Below are 16,324 nucleotides of genomic sequence, written 5' to 3' on the forward strand. Positions count from 1 at the left end.
GGCGCACTTGCGTGCCATCATCTGCAAAGGAGCAGTAACTATGACGACAGACATCCTGTGGTTCTCAGAACTCGGACTCAAGGACCTGGACCGGGTGGGCGGAAAGAACGCCTCCCTTGGTGAGATGGTGCAAAATCTGACCTCTGCCGGCGTCCAGGTTCCCGACGGCTTCGCCACCACCGCGGATGCCTACCGCAACTTCCTGGCAGATTCCGGCCTGGACCAGAAGATCGCCGACCGGCTGGTCGGCCTGGACACCGATGATGTCACCGCCCTGGCCGCGGCAGGGCAGGAAATTCGGGCCCTCATGCGCGAGACGCCCTTCCTGCCGGACTTTGAAGCGCAGATCCGGGACTCCTACCGGAAGCTGGTGGACAAGCACGGCGGTTCTGAGGACCTCTCCTGGGCCGTCCGTTCCAGCGCTACCGCGGAAGACCTTCCCGATGCCTCCTTTGCCGGGCAGCAGGAAACCTTCCTGAACGTCCGCGGCATCGAGAACATCCTGCTCGCCATCAAGGACGTGTTCGCGTCCCTCTACAACGACCGGGCCATCGCTTACCGCGTGCACCACAAGTTCGAGCACGCCGAGGTGGCGCTGTCGGCCGGCATCCAGCGCATGGTGCGATCGGACGTCGGGGCCTCCGGCGTCATGTTCACCATGGACACGGAGTCCGGGTTCCAGGATGCCGTGTTCGTCACGTCCTCCTACGGCCTGGGCGAGGCGGTCGTCCAGGGCGCCGTGAACCCGGACGAGTTTTACGTCTACAAGCCCGCGCTGCAGGCCGGCCGGCCCGCCATTCTCAAGCGCGGTCTGGGCGAGAAGGCCCTCCAGATGACCTACACGAGCAGCCGCGAGATCGGCCGCACCATTGACTTTGTGCCGGTTGAGGCCTCGTTGCGGAACCGCTTCAGCCTCAGCGACGACGACGTCGAGCAGCTCGCCCGGCACGCCGTCGCCATCGAGAACCACTATGGCCGCCCGATGGACATCGAATGGGGCAAGGACGGGATCGACGGCGGCCTGTACATTCTGCAGGCGCGCCCTGAGACCGTGCAGTCGCGCCGGGCCCCCGGCAGCCTGAGCCGCTTCCGCCTCAACGGAACCGGCCGGGTGCTGGTCGAGGGACGCGCCATCGGCCAGCGCATCGGCGCCGGCAGCGTCCGCATCCTCACGGCCATCGACCAGATGGCCGCCTTCAAGACCGGCGATGTCCTCGTCGCCGACATGACCGACCCGGACTGGGAACCGATCATGAAGCGTGCCTCCGCCATCGTGACCAACCGCGGCGGACGCACCTGCCACGCGGCCATCATTGCCCGGGAACTGGGGATTCCCGCCGTCGTCGGCACCGGGGACGCCACGGACGCCCTCTCCGACGGCCTCGACGTGACCGTCTCCTGCGCCGACGGCGAGACCGGCACCATCTACGAAGGGCTCCTGGACTTCAGCGTCGAGGAAACCGAGATCACCCAGTTGCCCGAGGCCCCCGTCAAGGTCATGATGAATGTCGGGACACCGGAGCAGGCGTTCACCTTCGCGCAGCTGCCCAACCACGGAGTGGGCCTGGCCCGGCTGGAATTCATCATCAACCGCCAGATCGGCATCCACCCCAAGGCACTGCTGAACCTGGACGAGCAGCCGGCAGACGTCGCCGCGGACATCCGTGAGCGGATTGCCGCGTACGACAGCCCGCGCGATTACTACATCAAGCGACTGGCCGAAGGCGTGGCCACCATCGCGGCGGCCTTCGCGCCGGAACCCGTGATTGTGCGCATGTCCGACTTCAAGTCCAACGAGTACGCCAACCTGATTGGCGGACCCGCCTACGAGCCGCACGAAGAGAACCCGATGCTCGGCTTCCGCGGGGCCTCACGGTACCTGGAGCCGTCCTTCCGGGACTGCTTCGACCTTGAGTGCGAAGCCCTGTCCTTCGTCCGCAACGAAATGGGGCTGACCAACGTCAAGCTGATGATCCCGTTCGTGCGGACCCTGGACGAGGCCCGCGGCGTCATCGAACTGCTGGCGGAAAACGGCCTCAACCGCGGCGAGAACGGGCTCGAGGTGATCATGATGTGTGAGATTCCGTCCAACGCGCTGCTCGCCGATGAGTTCCTGGACTACTTCGACGGATTCTCCATCGGCTCCAATGACATGACCCAGCTGGCCCTCGGCCTGGACCGGGATTCCGCGATTGTCTCCGGCGGCTTCGACGAACGCGACCCCGCCGTCAAGAAGCTCCTGAGCATGGCCATCAAGGCCTGCAGGGCGCGAGGCAAATATGTGGGCATCTGCGGCCAAGGTCCCAGCGACCACGAGGACTTCGCCGAGTGGCTGGTCGAGGAAGGCATCGATTCCGTCTCCTTGAACCCCGACACCGTGGTGGATACCTGGCTCCGGCTCGCCGGTGCGGCCGTCGGGGCAGGGGTCGGCGCCGAGGCGAACTGACAGCACGGCGCCTAGGAAACGACAGGCAGGACACCCGACGGGCAGCACGGTCTCGAATTCCAGACCGTGCTGCTGGGGCCGCATCGGCCGCTGGGCGGGGGAGCGCACACGTGGCATTAGGCCGCCTGGCTCCATTGGCCACAGTCAATGAATTTTCACGGCCTGTGTCGATTAACCCTCCCGTTGTTCGACCTGTGGGTGGGAAGGTCGGAGGGCGACCTTCCAAAACCTAGGAGATTGAAATGGCAAAGTACATGTTGATCATGCGCGGAACCGACGAGTCGTACGCCAATCTTGAGAAAGCCGACTTCAACGAAATCCTCGAGACCATGGGCAAATTCAACGACGAATTGATCCGCGCCGGAGTCCTGCTGGCAGCCGAGGGCCTGGATGATCCGAAAGAGGGCGTCGTGGTGGACTTTACCGGCGAAACCCCGGTGGTCACTGACGGACCCTACGGCGAAACCAAGGAACTGTTCGGCGGCTACTACATCCTCGATGTCGCATCCAAGCAGGAAGCCATCGAGTGGGCCAAACGGGCTCCCCTCACGGCGGGAACCAAGACCGAGATCCGCCGTGTGCCCGCCATCGACGAGTTCCCGCAGGACAACGAATGGATCCAGAAGGAACGCGCGTGGCGTGAGCAGACCGGCCAGCTCTGAACCAGCAGTGAGCAGCAACGAGGCAAGGGCCGCCGTCGAAGCGGTGTGGCGCATGGAGTCCGCCCGCGTCGTCGGCGCCCTTGCCCGCTATACGGGCGATTTCCCGTTGGCCGAGGACCTGGCACAGGAGGCGCTGGCCGAGGCCCTCGTGTCCTGGTCGGTGAACGGGATCCCCGCGGAGCCGGTGGGCTGGCTGCTGACCACCGGCCGGCGCCGAGCGGTGGACACCTTCCGGCGCCGTGCCGCCCGGGACGAAAAGTACGCCCTGCTGGCCCGCGACCTCTCCGAGGAGCTTCCGGGAGCCGATTCCCTGTTCGACCCCGACGCGATCGACGACGACGTGCTGGCGCTGATGTTTATCTCCTGCCATCCGGTGTTGTCCAAGGAAGCGCGGATCGCCTTGACGCTGCGCGTGGTGGGCGGCATGGGCACCGACGAGATCGCGAAGGCGTTTCTGGTTCCGGTGCCGACCATCCAGGCACGGATCACCCGGGCCAAGAAGACCCTGGCGGCCGCCCACATTCCGTTCGCCGTGCCAGAAACGCGCGACGTGCCAGAACGGCTGGGCTCGGTACTCCAAGTCGTGTACCTGATCTTCACGGAGGGTTCCTTCGCGTCCGGCGGTGACTCCTGGATGCGCACGGACCTGGCCGGCGAAGCGCGCCGCCTGGCCCGCGTGCTCACGCGGCTCACGCCGGAACCCGAAGTGTTCGGCCTGCTGGCCCTGATGGAACTGACAGCCGCGCGCTTCCCCGCGAGGCTCGATACGTCCGGCCGGCCGGTCCTCCTGGAGGACCAGGACCGACGGTTGTGGGACCAGTCGGCGATCCGGCGCGGCCGCGCCGCGCTGGCGAAGGCTGTGGCTGCCGGCCGCGGGCTCGGCGCATACGGGCTGCAGGCTTCGATCGCCGAATGCCACGCGGTGGCCCCGTCCGTTGCGGAAACGGACTGGCAGCGGATCGTCATCCTGTACGAGGCCCTGGGAAGGCTGGCGCCGTCGCCGGTCGTCGAACTGAACCGCGCCGTGGCCGTGGCCATGGCATCGGGCCCGGCGGCCGGGCTGGAACTGGTCGACGCGATCGCATCCCGGGGCGAACTCAACGGCTCGCACCTGCTGCCTGGGGTCAGGGGCGAGTTGCTGACACGGCTCGGCCGGCTTGGGGAGGCGGAGTCCGCCCTGCAGCAGGCGGTCGCACTGTGCACGAACGCGGCCGAACGCGCTGCGCTGGAACGAAAGATCGACGAGCTTGCCCGCCCGTAGTCCCGATGTGGGCATCTATTGACACCCCGATGTCGTGACTGCCATATTTCAAGTACGCGCTATGTGAATCGTGTTGTGTAATACGCAATTCACGAAGGCGTATGCGGGACGTGCCGTCACCCTCGAAGCCTAAAGCTTCGAGCGACGGGCAGAGGATTCCGAACCGCAACGAGTCGGCCAGACTGGCAACGCGTGTCCGTCGCCAAAGAGTCCCCCGGGGACTCAGGAAAGGAACACAGGAACTATGGTTCACAAAGTAAGAGCGGTCATCGCCAAGGAAAAGAATGCCCCTGTTTCGGTCGAGAACATTCTCGTGCCGGATCCCGGACCCGGTGAGGCGCTCGTGGACATTCTGACCTGCGGCGTCTGCCACACTGACCTCCACTATAAGCAGGGCGGAATCACCGATGATTTCCCCATCCTGCTGGGCCATGAGGCCACCGGCGTGGTCAGCGCCGTCGGCCCAGACGTCACCGAAGTCGCCCCCGGGGACCGCGTGATCCTGAACTGGCGCGCCGTGTGCGGCGAATGCCGCGCCTGCGCCAAGGGGCAGCCGCAATACTGCTTCAACACCCACAATGCAACGCAGAAAATGACCCTTGAGGACGGCACGGAACTCTCGCCCGCGCTCGGCATCGGGGCCTTCGCCGAGAAGACGCTCGTCGCCGCCGGGCAGTGCACAAAGGTTGACGAGGACGCCGATCCCGCCGCCGTCGGGCTGCTCGGCTGCGGTGTGATGGCAGGCATCGGCGCCGCCATCAACACCGGTGAGGTCAAGCGCGGCGAATCCGTCGCCGTCATCGGCTGCGGCGGCGTGGGCATCGCCGCGATCGCCGGCGCGAAGCTGGCCGGCGCCACGACGATCATCGCGGTGGATATCGACGCCAACAAGGTGGACATGGCCAAGTCCCTCGGTGCCACTCACGGCGTGGACTCCAGCAAGGAAGACCCGATCGAAGCCATCCGGGCGCTGACCGGCGGCAACGGTGCCGACGTCGTGATCGAGGCGGTGGGACGCCCCGAAACGTACAAGCAGGCGTTCTACGCCAGGGACCTCGCCGGTCGCGTGGTGCTGGTGGGCGTGCCGACGCCGGAGATGAAGCTTGAGCTGCCGCTGCTGGATGTCTTTGGCCGCGGCGGGTCCCTGAAGTCCTCCTGGTACGGCGACTGCCTGCCGTCCCGCGACTTCCCAATGCTCGTGGCGCAATACAAACTGGGCAATCTGGACCTGGACGCCTTCGTCACCGAGCGCATCACCATCGACCAGGTAGAAGAGGCCTTTGGCAAAATGCACGAGGGCAAGGTGCTGCGTTCCGTGGTTGAAATAGGCCCGGCCGTTGCCGGCGCGGACGGGGCGGCGTCCGCATGAGCGTCGTCATCGAGAACCTGGTCACCTCGGGCACGTTTTCGCTCGACGGCGGCACCTGGGACGTGGACAACAACGTCTGGATCGTGGGAAACGACGACGAATGCGTGATCATCGACTCCCCGCACGACGCGGAACCGATCATCCGCCAGGTCCGCGGCCGGAAGGTCCTGGCCATCCTGCTCACGCACGCGCACAACGACCACATCGGCGCGGCCCGGGCTGTGGCGGAGGCCGTGAAGGCACCGATCTACCTGCACCCCGACGACCTGGTGCTCTGGGAACAGGTCTATCCCGGCGTCAACCCGGACCGGTACCTCGCCGACGGCGACGTGTTCCAGGTGGGCGGGGCTACCCTGCGCGCCATCCACACCCCCGGCCACTCGCCGGGATCCACGTGCTTCCACCTCGAGGACGAAGGGACGGTCTTCACCGGCGACACCCTGTTCAACGGCGGCCCGGGCGCCACCGGCAGGTCCTACAGCGACTACCCGACCATCCTCACTTCCATCCGCGAACGGCTGCTGACGCTGCCTGCAACGACCGTGGTGCGCACCGGCCACGGGGACAGCACCACCATCGGGGCGGAGCGGGACACGCTGGCCAAGGTCAGCCAATGAAGGGCGTTCCCAAGCTCGGCCGGCAGCCCGCTCCCGTCGCGGACATCAACGAGGACGAGCTCGAAGTCCACGCACCGAAGAAGCAAGCCGCTGGCGTCAAGGCGGTGATGGTGGCGCTGGAGCGCGCCGTGGCCCAGGCCGGGGTATCCCGGACGGCCCAGTCGCTGCTGCGGCTGAACCAGCGCGGCGGGTTCGACTGCCCGGGCTGCGCGTGGCCGGAATCGGACAGGAAGCGCAAGACAGCCGAGTTCTGCGAGAACGGCGCCAAGGCGGTGGCCGAGGAAAACACCCTGCGTACCGTCGGGGCGGAGTTCTGGGCCCGGCATTCCATCGCCGAGCTGGCGGGGAAGACCGAATACTGGCTGGGTAACCAGGGCCGGCTCAGCGAGCCCGTGGTGATCCGCGAAGGGGAGACGCACTACTCGCCGATCTCCTGGGCCGACGCGTTCGACCTCATCGGCGAGCACATCCGGGCCAGCACGCCGGACCGCTGCGTCTTCTACACCTCGGGCCGCACGGCCAATGAGACCGCGTTCATGTACCAGCTGTTCGCGCGGGCCCTGGGCACCAACAACCTGCCGGACTGCTCCAACATGTGCCACGAATCTTCCGGCTCCGCGCTGAACCCCACCATCGGCATCGGCAAGGGCACCGTGTCCCTGGACGATATCCACGACTCGGAGCTCATCTTCGTCGTCGGGCAGAACCCCGGCACCAACCATCCCCGGATGCTGTCGGCGCTGAAGGAATGCAAGGACAACGGCGGGAAGGTGGTGGCGGTGAACCCGCTGCCCGAGGCCGGACTGTTCAACTTCAAGGATCCGCAGACCTTCTCCGGGGTGCTCGGAAACGGCACACCTCTGGCCGACGAGTACCTGCAGATCAAGGTCGGCGGGGACCTGGCCTTGTTCCAGGCCCTGGGCCACCTGCTGCTGGCGGAGGAAGAGCGGAACCCCGGCACCGTGGTGGACGCCGCGTTTATCGAGGCGCAGACGGACGGCTTCGACGCCTACCGAACCGCCCGCCGGGAGCTGGACTGGGCGGAGACCGAGCAGGCCACCGGCCTGGCCCGGGCCCAGATCGAGGACGTCGCCGGAATGCTCATCCGGTCCAAGGCCACAATCTTCTGCTGGGCCCTGGGCGTTACGCAGCAGCCGCACTCGGTGGACACCATCAAGGAAATGGTCAACGTCCTGCTCCTGCAGGGCAACTTCGGCAAACCCGGGGCCGGCGCCTGCCCGGTCCGCGGGCACTCCAACGTCCAGGGCGACAGGACCATGGGCATCTGGGAGAAGCCCAAGGAATGGCTGCTCGAAGCCCTGGACAAGGAATTCGGGATCACCTCACCGCGCGGCCACGGATTCGACGCCGTGGAGGCCATGGAGGCCTTCGAACGCAACGACGTGGATGTCTTTGTGTCCATGGGCGGCAACTTCTCCCTCGCGTGTTCGGACACGGAGACCTTGGAAGCCGGGATGCAGCGGATCGGGTTGACGGTGCACGTGTCCACCAAGCCGAACCGTTCGCACGTGGTGCACGGGCGCACATCGCTCATCCTGCCCACCCTGGGCCGGACGGACAAGGACGACAAGCACGCCAACGGCGCCCAGTTCCTGTCCGTGGAGGACTCCATGTCCGTGGTCCACTCCACGCAGGGCCGGCTCCAGCCGGTATCCGAGCACCTGCTCGCCGAGCCGGTGATCATCGCCCGAATGGCCGACGCCACCTTCGGCGAGGACCATCCGGTCAACTGGAAGGCCATGGCCGGGGACTACGACGTGGTCCGGGACCACATCTCCCGCGTCATCCCGGGCTTCCAGGACTTCAACGCCCGGATCCGGACCAGGAACGGCTTCGTGCTGCCCAACCCGCCGCGGGACACCCGGTCCTTCAAGACGGACATCGGCCGCGGCCGGTTCACGGTCAGCCCGCTGGAGTACCTGACCCCGCCGGACGGCCACCTGGTCCTCCAGACCATCCGCAGCCACGACCAGTACAACACCACGTTCTACGGCGTGGATGACCGCTACCGCGGGATCTCGGACGGACGCCGGGTGATCCTGGTGCATCCGGAGGACCTGGCCGAACTCGGGTTCCGCGACCGGGACCTGGTGGACGTGGTGAGCACGTTCCGCGGACACGACCGGCAGGCGGACAAGTTCCGGCTGGTGGCCTACCCGACGGCCAAGGGCTGCGCCGCGGCCTATTTCCCGGAAGCCAACGCCCTGGTCCACAAGGAGAACGTGGCCAGGGAATCCAACACCCCCGGCTTCAAGGCGATGTTCGTCCGGTTCGTGCCGCATCCTGCGGAAGCTGAGGCCGCCGGCGTGCTCGGGGCGGCCACGGTGGGCTAGGCACTACCAGAGCGGCCCCGCTTCCCGGTTGGAATCCAGTCCGGGAGGCGGGGCCATTCTGTTGCGCTTCTTTTGCTCCAGGTGGCAGATGACGGCAGTGTCCGACGCCGGGACTGCCGTCAAGTGCCATCTGGCGGCGGGAAGCGGGGCCATTGCCTGTTCGCGCGAACGGCCCGCCGGCCTGGGGGTTGCCGGTCTTCTAGCCGGCAACCCCCAGTTCGCGTCAGCCGCGGAGCCGCTCCATGCCGGGATCGAAGAGCGGCTCGGCCGTTACGGTCGCCGCGATGCGCTTGCCGAAGTACTCAACTTCCACGGAATCACCGATCCCCACGGCGGCAGGCAGCCAGGCGTAGGCGATCGGCTTGCGCACCGAGTAGCCGTACGCCGCGCTCGTGACGTATCCGGCGGCTTCACCGTTGACGTACACCGGTTCCTTGCCCAGCACCACCGACGTGCCGTCGTCCACGGTCAGGCACCGAAGCGCCCTGGTGGCCGGCTGTTCCTTGCGGGCGGCCAACGCCTCGCATCCCACGAAGCCTTCCTTGTCCTTGGCGATAGAGAAGCCCAGGCCGGCCTCGTGAGGGTGGTGCTGGGAGGTCATGTCCGTGCCCCACAGCCGGTAGCCTTTCTCGAGCCGCATGCTGTTGAACGCGCCGCGCCCGGCCGCGATGATGCCGTGCTCCTTTCCGGCCTCGAAGAGGAGATCCCAGAGCTTCAGCCCGTAGTCCGCCGTGGTGTAGAGCTCCCAGCCGAGCTCGCCGACATAGGAGAGCCGCATGGCCGTGACCGGGAGGCCGCCCACCGAAATCTCCTTGGTCCGGAAGTATTTCAGGCCGTCGTTGCTGAGGTCGTCCCCGCTGACCTTGCCGATCACCTCACGGGCCAGCGGACCCCACAGCCCGATGCAGCACGTGCTGCCCGTGATGTCGGATACGTGCACCCACCGGGCCGGATCCGCTGACGATTGCTTCCTGGCTTCGACGCGCAGGTAGTCGAAGTCCACATTGCTGTTCGCGCCCAGCTGGAATTTTTCCTCCGCGAGGCGGGCAACGGTCACGTCGCTGCGGATGCCGCCGTCGTCCGCCAGCAGGAGGCAGTACGTCACGGCACCCGGCTTTTTGGCGATGTTGCCCGTGCTGAGCCGCTGCAGCAGGCCCATGGCCCCGGGGCCGGTGACCTCGAGCCGCTTCAGCGGCGTCATGTCATAGAGCCCGACGGCGGTGCGTGTCTTCCACGCTTCGGCCGCCGAGATGGGGGAGTGGAACATGGCGGACCACTCGTCCCGCTCCGGTGCCTGCCATTGCGGCGGCAGCTCATCGAGCAGGCCGCGGTTGGCCTCGAACCAGTGCGGGCGTTCCCAACCGGCGGACTCCAGGAAGAACGCTCCCAGCTCCTTCTGCCGGACGTTGAAAGGGCTGACGCGCAGGTCACGGGGGGATTCCTTGGGCTGCAGCGGGTGCAGGATGTCGTAGATCTCCACGAAGTTTTGCTGGGACGTTTCGCTGACGTACTGGTCGCTGGTCTGGACCTTTTCGAAGCGCGTGAGCTCGCAGCCGTGCAGGTCGGTGCGGGACTGTCCCTCGATGAGCAACTCGGCCATTGCCCTGGCGACACCGGCCGAATGCGTGACCCAGACGGCCTCTGCCACGAAGAAGCCCTCGACGTCGGGGGACTCGCCCATGAGTGGCCCGCCGTCGGGAGTGAAGGAGAAGATGCCGTTGAAGCCGTCGTCGATCTGCGCCCCGCGGAGGGCGGGAAGGAGGTCCTTGCTGTCCTCCCACGCCGGCAGGAAGTCCTCCATGGTGAAGTCCAGGCGGGAGGGCATGCGGTGATCGGACATCTCCTCCGCGCCGACGCGGGGCAGCTGTTCCATGTCCACGGGCATGGGGCGGTGCGCGTAGCTGCCGATGCCGATCCGGTCGCCGTGCTCGCGGTAGTACAGGTCCTTGTCCTGGTAGCGCAGGATGGGCAGGCGGGCGCCGTTGGGCAGTTCGTTCCGGCCCTCCAGCTCCGGAAGTGACGTGGTCTTCACATACTGGTGCGCCAGCGGCAGCAGCGGCACCTTCAGGCCCACCATCTTGCCGAGTTCGCGGCCCCAGAATCCGGCGCAGGACACGACGATGTCCGCCGGGATGACGCCGTCGGCCGTTTCGACGCCCGTGACCTTGCCTGCGGTCTGTTCGATGCCCGTCACGGTGGTGGAGCCGAGGTACGTCACGCCGGCTTCGCGGGTGCGGCTGATCAGCAGCTGGACGGCGCGGGCCGCGGAGGCCAGGCCGTCCGTGGGGACGTAGAGGCCGCCGAGGACCTTGTTGCCGCCGGAAAAGCTGCCGGTGTTCAACAGCGGGTAGTGCTTCTCGCACTCGTCGGGGTCGATGATCCGGCCTTCGATGCCCCAGGAAGTGGCGTACCCCAACTTGCGCTTGAGGTCCTGCAGCCGCGCCTCGGTGGTGGCCAGCTCGAGCCCGCCCAGCTGGTTGAAGCAGGACTCTCCGCCGGCGCTGAGGGAGAGCAGCTTGTCCACCGTGTAGCTGGCGAACTCCGTCATGGTCTTGGAGGGGTTGGTCTGGAAGACCAGGCCCGGGGCGTGCGAGGTGGAACCGCCGGCCAGTTCCAGCGGCCCCTGTTCGACCACCGTGATGTTGTTCCAGCCTCGGCTGGCGAGTTCATCCGCAAGGTTGGTGCCGACGATGCCGGCGCCGATGATGACGACGCGTGGTGATGCGCTCATAGTGTTTCTCCTGGTTCGCGTTAGCGGAATACGACGGTGCGGGTGTTGTTGAGCAGGACACGGTGCTGGCAATGCCACTTGACCGCCCGGGACAGAGCCTGTGATTCAGCGTCCCGGCCCACCGTCACCAAGGCATCGGGGTCCAGGCTGTGGTCCACGCGGAAGACCTCCTGCTCGATGATCGGGCCTTCATCGAGGTCCGGCGTCACGTAGTGCGCGGTGGCCCCGACCAGCTTCACACCGCGGTCATAGGCCTGGTGGTACGGCTTGGCGCCCTTGAATCCGGGCAGGAAAGAATGGTGGATGTTGATGGCCCGGCCGCGCAGGCTAGTGCACAGATCGTTCGACAGCACCTGCATGTAACGTGCCAGGACCACCAGGTCGGCGCCGTACTCGGCGACGAGTTCCAGCAGCCGCGCCTCGGCTTCCGGTTTGGTTCCGGGCGTCACCGGAACGTGGATGAAGGGCAGCCCCGCGTTTTCGGCCATTGACCGCAGGTCCTCGTGGTTGGAAACCACGACGGCGATCTCCGCACCCAGGCTGCCCGCCCGCCAGCGGAAGATCAGGTCGTTCAGGCAGTGGCCGAACTTGGAGACCATGACCAGCAGCCGCTTGGGCCGGCCGTCGTGGAAACTGAAATCCATGCCAAACTCGTCGGCCGTCGCCCCGAAATCGGCCGTGAGGAGTTCCACGTCCTTGTTGTCGGGCTTGTAGTCGAGACCGTCGAAACCGGGCTCACGACGGACCCGATCACCGTTGCCGGAACCCCCTCCAGTGAAGGCCGTGCGCAGGAAGAGGTTCCCGCTGACGTGGTCATCGAACTGCTGATGCTCCACGATGTCGAAGCCGCGGTCGGCCAGGAAACCGGTGACTGCCCGGACGATGCCGGGTCTCTCCGGGCAGGCCAGGGTGAGGACGAAATCGGCCGTGCGGGTCCCGCGTGCTGAGCGGGCGGCAGCGGCCTCGGCCGTCACGGGGGGAATGGCGCCGGCTTGGCGGCTTTCAAGAATTGTGGTCACGATTGACTCCTAGTTGGTGTCGACTAGTTGGTGGCGCCGGCGGATTCGCTGCGCTGGGCCTCGTTGACTTGGGCCTCGTTGACTTTGGCCTCGCCGGGGCAGCGCGTGTCCTCGGCACACCGTCCGTCGCATTCATGCTTGGTCACCAGATCGAACTGCACGCCTCCGTGCTGTTCCACGCCGGTACGGATGGCGCGTTCGACGACGGTTGTGGCGAGCCGCTGTCGCAAGGCCAGCGGATCGCGGCGCAGGTCACGGGCCAGGGCGATGCATAGCAGCAGCATCACCACCACGAAGGGCAGGGCGGCTACGATCGTGATGCGCTGCAGGCCGGACAACGCTTCGGACGGTTCATCTCCGCCGGCAAGGAGCATCACGGCGGCCACCCCACCGGTCAGCAGGCCCCAGAAGATCACCAGCCCGCGGCGGGGTTCGCTGGATCCGTTGGAGCTCAGGGAAGCCATGATGATGGAGGCTGAGTCCGCTCCGGTGATGAAGAAGATCGCCACCAGGACCATGGCCAGGACGATGACTGCAGCGGTGGCCCAGTCGGGCATGTTCAGGTTCTTGATCAAGTCAAAGAGGGCGCCGTCGAAGGATATGGAGGGTGCGCCGTCGACCATTTTGACGAGGCCGTCGGCGGGGTTCTCCGTCTTGTCGGCTTGCTGCTGGATGCCAAAGGCAGTGCCGCCGAAGATGCCGAACCAGATCACGCTGACAATGCTGGGAACCAGCAGTACTCCGGTGACAAATTGCCGGATGGTGCGGCCCCGGCTGATGCGGGCGATGAACATGCCAACGAACGGTGTCCATGACAGCCACCAGGCCCAGTAGAAGATGGTCCAGCTGGACATCCAGCTCCGCAGTGCCTCGTCTCCCACAGCCTCGGTCCGGGAGGACATTTCCGCCAGGTCCCTGGCGTAGTCTCCCACCGCGGCGGGGATCAGGTTCAGGATGAAGAGGGTGGGGCCGGCAACAAAGACGATGAGGGCCAGGACGACGGCCAGGACCATGTTGATGTTGGACAGCCACTGGATGCCGCGGCTGATGCCGGATACCGCAGAGGCCACGAAGCAGGACGTCAGGATGGCGACGATCACCACGAGCACAGGGGTACCGATTTCCCCGACCCAGCCGTTGGACGTCAGGCCGCTGCCGATCTGGAGAGCGCCAAGGCCCAACGAGGCAGCGGTGCCGAACAGCGTGGCGAAGATGGCCAGGATGTTGATGAACTTGCCGACAGGGCCTTCAACCATCCTGATACCAAAGAGCGAGGTGAAGGCCGCGGAGATGAGCTGCTTGCGGCCCAGGCGGTAGGTGCCGTAGGCCATGGCGATGCCCACCACGGCGTACATGGCCCACGGGTGCAGGGTCCAGTGGAAGATGGAGGTGGCCATGGCGGTCTGGATGGCTGCGGGGGTCCGTCCATCCACGGTTCCGGGCGGCGGCGAAACGTAGTGGTAGAGGGGTTCGGCCACGCCGTAGAACATGAGCCCGATGCCCATGCCGGCGGCAAACATCATGGCTACCCAGGAGATGGTGCGGAATTCGGGTTTTTCGCCGTCTTTGCCCAGCGGAATGTTGCCGAACTTGCCGAGGGCCAGCCACAGGACAAAGACCACGAAGAGCGAGGCCAGGACCATGAAGAGCCAGCCTGTGTACTCCATGACCCAGTCAAGAACGCCTTGCGATGTGGCAGAGATGCTGTCCCTTCCGAGGAAGCCCCACAGCACGAAGGCGACGGCGCACGCTCCCGTGATTCCGAAAGTGACCTTGTCGAGGGTGAGCTTGCGGTTCCGGCGTTCCGTCACCGCCCGCTCGGTCTTGGTATGACGCAGCTCCTGCAGGAGCTGCTCACAGTCCTCCGTGTCCAGGGTTGCGGGAGGGAGGAGGGCGGGGGCGTTGGTGCCGGTGTCCGCGTCGATGTCGCTGTCTATGCCGATGTCACTGTTCAAGCCGATGTCACTGTTCAATGCCATGAGGAAGTCCTTTGTTCGGATTCATGGGCTGGTGCTAGACGTGGCCGTCCACGGTCAGGCCAGGAGGGAGGTTGGGAACCTCGTCGGATTCGGTGATCATGATGTCGCCGTCGATCACGCTGACTTCGTGCCGGCGGACGGGCAGTTTGGCGGGCGGGGCGTCCACCCCGCCTGTGCGCAAATTGAACCTGGAGGCGTGCAGCGGGCATTCGACCCAGCAGTCCTCCACCCAGCCGTCGGCCAGGGAGGCGTCCTGGTGGGTGCACGTGTCATCAAGGGCAAAAAGTTCGCCGTCTTCCGTGTGGAACACCGCGATGGGCGGCGACGTGTTTAGGCGGAGCGCTTCCCCGGGTGCCAGTTCGCTGAGCGGGCATGCCTTGTGCATGGATGGACCTCTTTTCCGGTAGGGGGATCCTGGGCAACCGCCGGAGCGTTGTTCCGCAGGGATCAACAGCGATCGCAATAAGCAACAGAGTGCGGTAGGTCACAGGGGTTGTCAAGACTTTTCCTCTCTATTGCGGACCCTTGTCTTCTCGGCAGGAGGACCCTTGACAGTGCCCGTGGCATAGATCACTCTGTTGCATATAGCGATTGTTGTTGCGTAAGAAGCAATTGAAAGGGGGCGTCGAAGTGCAGACGCTTGCGATTGTGGGAGCCTCCCTGGCAGGCCTTTCGGCCGCACGGGCAGCCCGCGCCCAAGGCTTCACCGGACGGCTGGTCATCATCGGCGATGAGCCGCACCGTCCGTATGACCGGCCGCCGCTGTCCAAGGACTTCCTGCTCGGTGCCATCACTGCCGCGGACCTCTTCCTGGAATCCGACGCCGACGAGCTTCAGGCTGAATGGCTGCTCGGTGCCGAGGCCGTGTCCCTGGATTCCTGCTCTCGGACCATCGTCCTTAAGGACGGCCGCACCGTTGAGGCCGACGGCATCGTCATTGCCACCGGCGCGAGGGCCAGGCAGCTGCCCACCCTGGCCGGACTGAGCAATGTGTTCACGCTACGCACGCTCGCGGACGCGCAGAGCCTCGCCCCCGAGCTCGTGCCCGGCAGCAGGATGGCCGTGATCGGCGCCGGCTTCATCGGCGCGGAAGTTGCATCGGCCGCCGCATCGCGTGGCATGGAAGTCACCATGATCGACACCAAGCCGGTTCCGTTCGCGGCCCAACTCGGCACAGAGATGGGCGGCGCCGTGGCCGGGCTGCACGCCGCCAACGGCGTGGAACTCATTTCCTCCGCCGTTATAGAGGACTTCTATAGCGGCGAAAGCAACGTCACCGGACTCCGGCTGGCCGGCGGACGCTATGTGGCCGCCGACGTCGTCGTGGTGGGCATCGGCGCCGAACCGAACACCAGCTGGCTGGACGGTTCGGGAATTGCGCTCGACGGCGGCGTTCTGTGTGACGCCATGGGCCGCACCAATATTCCGGGAATCGTGGCCGTAGGGGACTGCGCCGCCTGGTTCGACCAAATAGCGGGCACGCACCGCCGGGTGGAGCACTGGACTGGCGCCCTGGAGCGTGCGGCCCTGGCCGTTGAGGCGCTGCTGGACGCTGATGCCGCTCCGAAGCCGGCCAAGCCACACTATTTCTGGTCCGACCAGTATGGCGTCAAGTTGCAGTTCGCAGGCCACTGCGCCGGCTACGACCGGCTGGAGGTCGAAGTCGGCGACGTCCTGACGCACAGCTGTCTTGCCGTGTATTACCGCGGTGATGTCCCGGTGGCGGTCCTCGGGATGAACCAGCCGCGGCTGTTCACCAAGTGGCGGCGCCTGCTCGCTGCACCTGACCGGCCGCTCGGCCCGCCCAGCGGGCAAGCTGCCTGTGCGGACGCCTCCGCGCTGATGGGGGCCGCCGTCGTGTCCTGAATACCGTGTTCCTGAGACCT

Annotated in this window: 11 protein-coding genes; 7 read left to right on the forward strand and 4 right to left on the reverse strand. The window is 66.1% G+C overall.

Annotation, left to right across the window (positions count from 1 at the left end; genetic code table 11):
• Positions 1 to 40: 40 nt before the first annotated feature.
• The 6 genes from ppsA to MRBLAR12_RS01065 all read left to right on the forward strand — a co-directional run bounded on the left by ppsA (position 41) and on the right by MRBLAR12_RS01065 (position 8,709).
• Positions 41 to 2,446 (forward strand): phosphoenolpyruvate synthase, encoded by a 2,406-nt coding sequence (gene ppsA, locus MRBLAR12_RS01040; protein ID WP_229993052.1) that lies wholly within the window; start codon positions 41 to 43, stop codon positions 2,444 to 2,446.
• A gap of 242 nt (positions 2,447 to 2,688) precedes the next feature.
• Positions 2,689 to 3,108: a YciI family protein gene (locus tag MRBLAR12_RS01045; protein ID WP_229993051.1), complete on the forward strand. Its 420-nt coding sequence runs from the start codon at positions 2,689 to 2,691 to the stop codon at positions 3,106 to 3,108.
• A 7-nt stretch (positions 3,109 to 3,115) separates the two neighbouring features.
• Positions 3,116 to 4,369, forward strand: a complete 1,254-nt coding sequence (locus MRBLAR12_RS01050) for an RNA polymerase sigma factor (RefSeq protein ID WP_364742778.1) — start codon at positions 3,116 to 3,118, stop codon at positions 4,367 to 4,369.
• 244 nt (positions 4,370 to 4,613) lie between these two features.
• Positions 4,614 to 5,738, forward strand: coding sequence for an S-(hydroxymethyl)mycothiol dehydrogenase (locus MRBLAR12_RS01055; RefSeq protein ID WP_364742781.1), 1,125 nt, complete (start codon positions 4,614 to 4,616; stop codon positions 5,736 to 5,738).
• Positions 5,735 to 6,355, forward strand: coding sequence for an MBL fold metallo-hydrolase (locus MRBLAR12_RS01060; RefSeq protein ID WP_229993049.1), 621 nt, complete (start codon positions 5,735 to 5,737; stop codon positions 6,353 to 6,355). The genes MRBLAR12_RS01055 and MRBLAR12_RS01060 overlap by 4 nt, the downstream gene beginning before the upstream one ends.
• On the forward strand, positions 6,352 to 8,709 hold the full coding sequence (locus MRBLAR12_RS01065) for an FdhF/YdeP family oxidoreductase (protein ID WP_364742784.1): 2,358 nt from the start codon (positions 6,352 to 6,354) through the stop codon (positions 8,707 to 8,709). The genes MRBLAR12_RS01060 and MRBLAR12_RS01065 overlap by 4 nt, the downstream gene beginning before the upstream one ends.
• Positions 8,710 to 8,932: 223 nt before the next feature.
• Here the strand turns inward: MRBLAR12_RS01065 and MRBLAR12_RS01070 are convergent, their stop codons facing one another.
• From MRBLAR12_RS01070 to MRBLAR12_RS01085, 4 genes are read right to left on the reverse strand one after another with little or no spacing between them, the layout of a single operon-like run.
• Positions 8,933 to 11,440 carry a GcvT family protein gene (locus tag MRBLAR12_RS01070; protein ID WP_364742787.1) on the reverse strand — a complete coding sequence of 836 codons (2,508 nt, stop codon included), beginning with the start codon at positions 11,438 to 11,440 and terminating at the stop codon, positions 8,933 to 8,935.
• Positions 11,441 to 11,460: 20 nt separating this feature from the next.
• On the reverse strand, positions 11,461 to 12,459 hold the full coding sequence (purU, locus tag MRBLAR12_RS01075) for a formyltetrahydrofolate deformylase (RefSeq protein WP_414645441.1): 999 nt from the start codon (positions 12,457 to 12,459) through the stop codon (positions 11,461 to 11,463).
• Between the two features lie 23 nt (positions 12,460 to 12,482).
• Complete coding sequence (locus tag MRBLAR12_RS01080) at positions 12,483 to 14,438, reverse strand: BCCT family transporter (RefSeq protein WP_364742790.1); 1,956 nt, start codon at positions 14,436 to 14,438, stop codon at positions 12,483 to 12,485.
• Between the two features lie 34 nt (positions 14,439 to 14,472).
• Complete coding sequence (locus MRBLAR12_RS01085; protein ID WP_229993045.1) at positions 14,473 to 14,823, reverse strand: bifunctional 3-phenylpropionate/cinnamic acid dioxygenase ferredoxin subunit; 351 nt, start codon at positions 14,821 to 14,823, stop codon at positions 14,473 to 14,475.
• Positions 14,824 to 15,068: 245 nt separating this feature from the next.
• Between MRBLAR12_RS01085 and MRBLAR12_RS01090 the strand changes: the two genes are divergently transcribed.
• A complete protein-coding gene (locus MRBLAR12_RS01090; RefSeq protein WP_364742794.1) occupies positions 15,069 to 16,304 on the forward strand; it encodes an NAD(P)/FAD-dependent oxidoreductase in 1,236 nt (411 codons plus the stop codon).
• Positions 16,305 to 16,324: the final 20 nt, after the last annotated feature.

The organism is Arthrobacter sp. LAR12-1-1.1, from assembly GCF_040676555.1.
Classification (GTDB): domain Bacteria; phylum Actinomycetota; class Actinomycetes; order Actinomycetales; family Micrococcaceae; genus Arthrobacter.

Bases quoted from the DNA above. Each gene is read 5' to 3' on its own strand.
- MRBLAR12_RS01065 (WP_364742784.1), top strand. From the start codon at position 6,352: ATGAAGGGCGTTCCCAAGCTCGGCCGGCAGCCCGCTCCCGTCGCGGAC.
- ppsA (WP_229993052.1), top strand. From the start codon at position 41: ATGACGACAGACATCCTGTGGTTCTCAGAACTCGGACTCAAGGACCTG.
- MRBLAR12_RS01080 (WP_364742790.1), bottom strand. From the start codon at position 14,438: ATGGCATTGAACAGTGACATCGGCTTGAACAGTGACATCGGCATAGAC.
- MRBLAR12_RS01070 (WP_364742787.1), bottom strand. From the start codon at position 11,440: ATGAGCGCATCACCACGCGTCGTCATCATCGGCGCCGGCATCGTCGGC.
- MRBLAR12_RS01055 (WP_364742781.1), top strand. From the start codon at position 4,614: ATGGTTCACAAAGTAAGAGCGGTCATCGCCAAGGAAAAGAATGCCCCT.
- MRBLAR12_RS01045 (WP_229993051.1), top strand. From the start codon at position 2,689: ATGGCAAAGTACATGTTGATCATGCGCGGAACCGACGAGTCGTACGCC.
- MRBLAR12_RS01085 (WP_229993045.1), bottom strand. From the start codon at position 14,823: ATGCACAAGGCATGCCCGCTCAGCGAACTGGCACCCGGGGAAGCGCTC.
- MRBLAR12_RS01060 (WP_229993049.1), top strand. From the start codon at position 5,735: ATGAGCGTCGTCATCGAGAACCTGGTCACCTCGGGCACGTTTTCGCTC.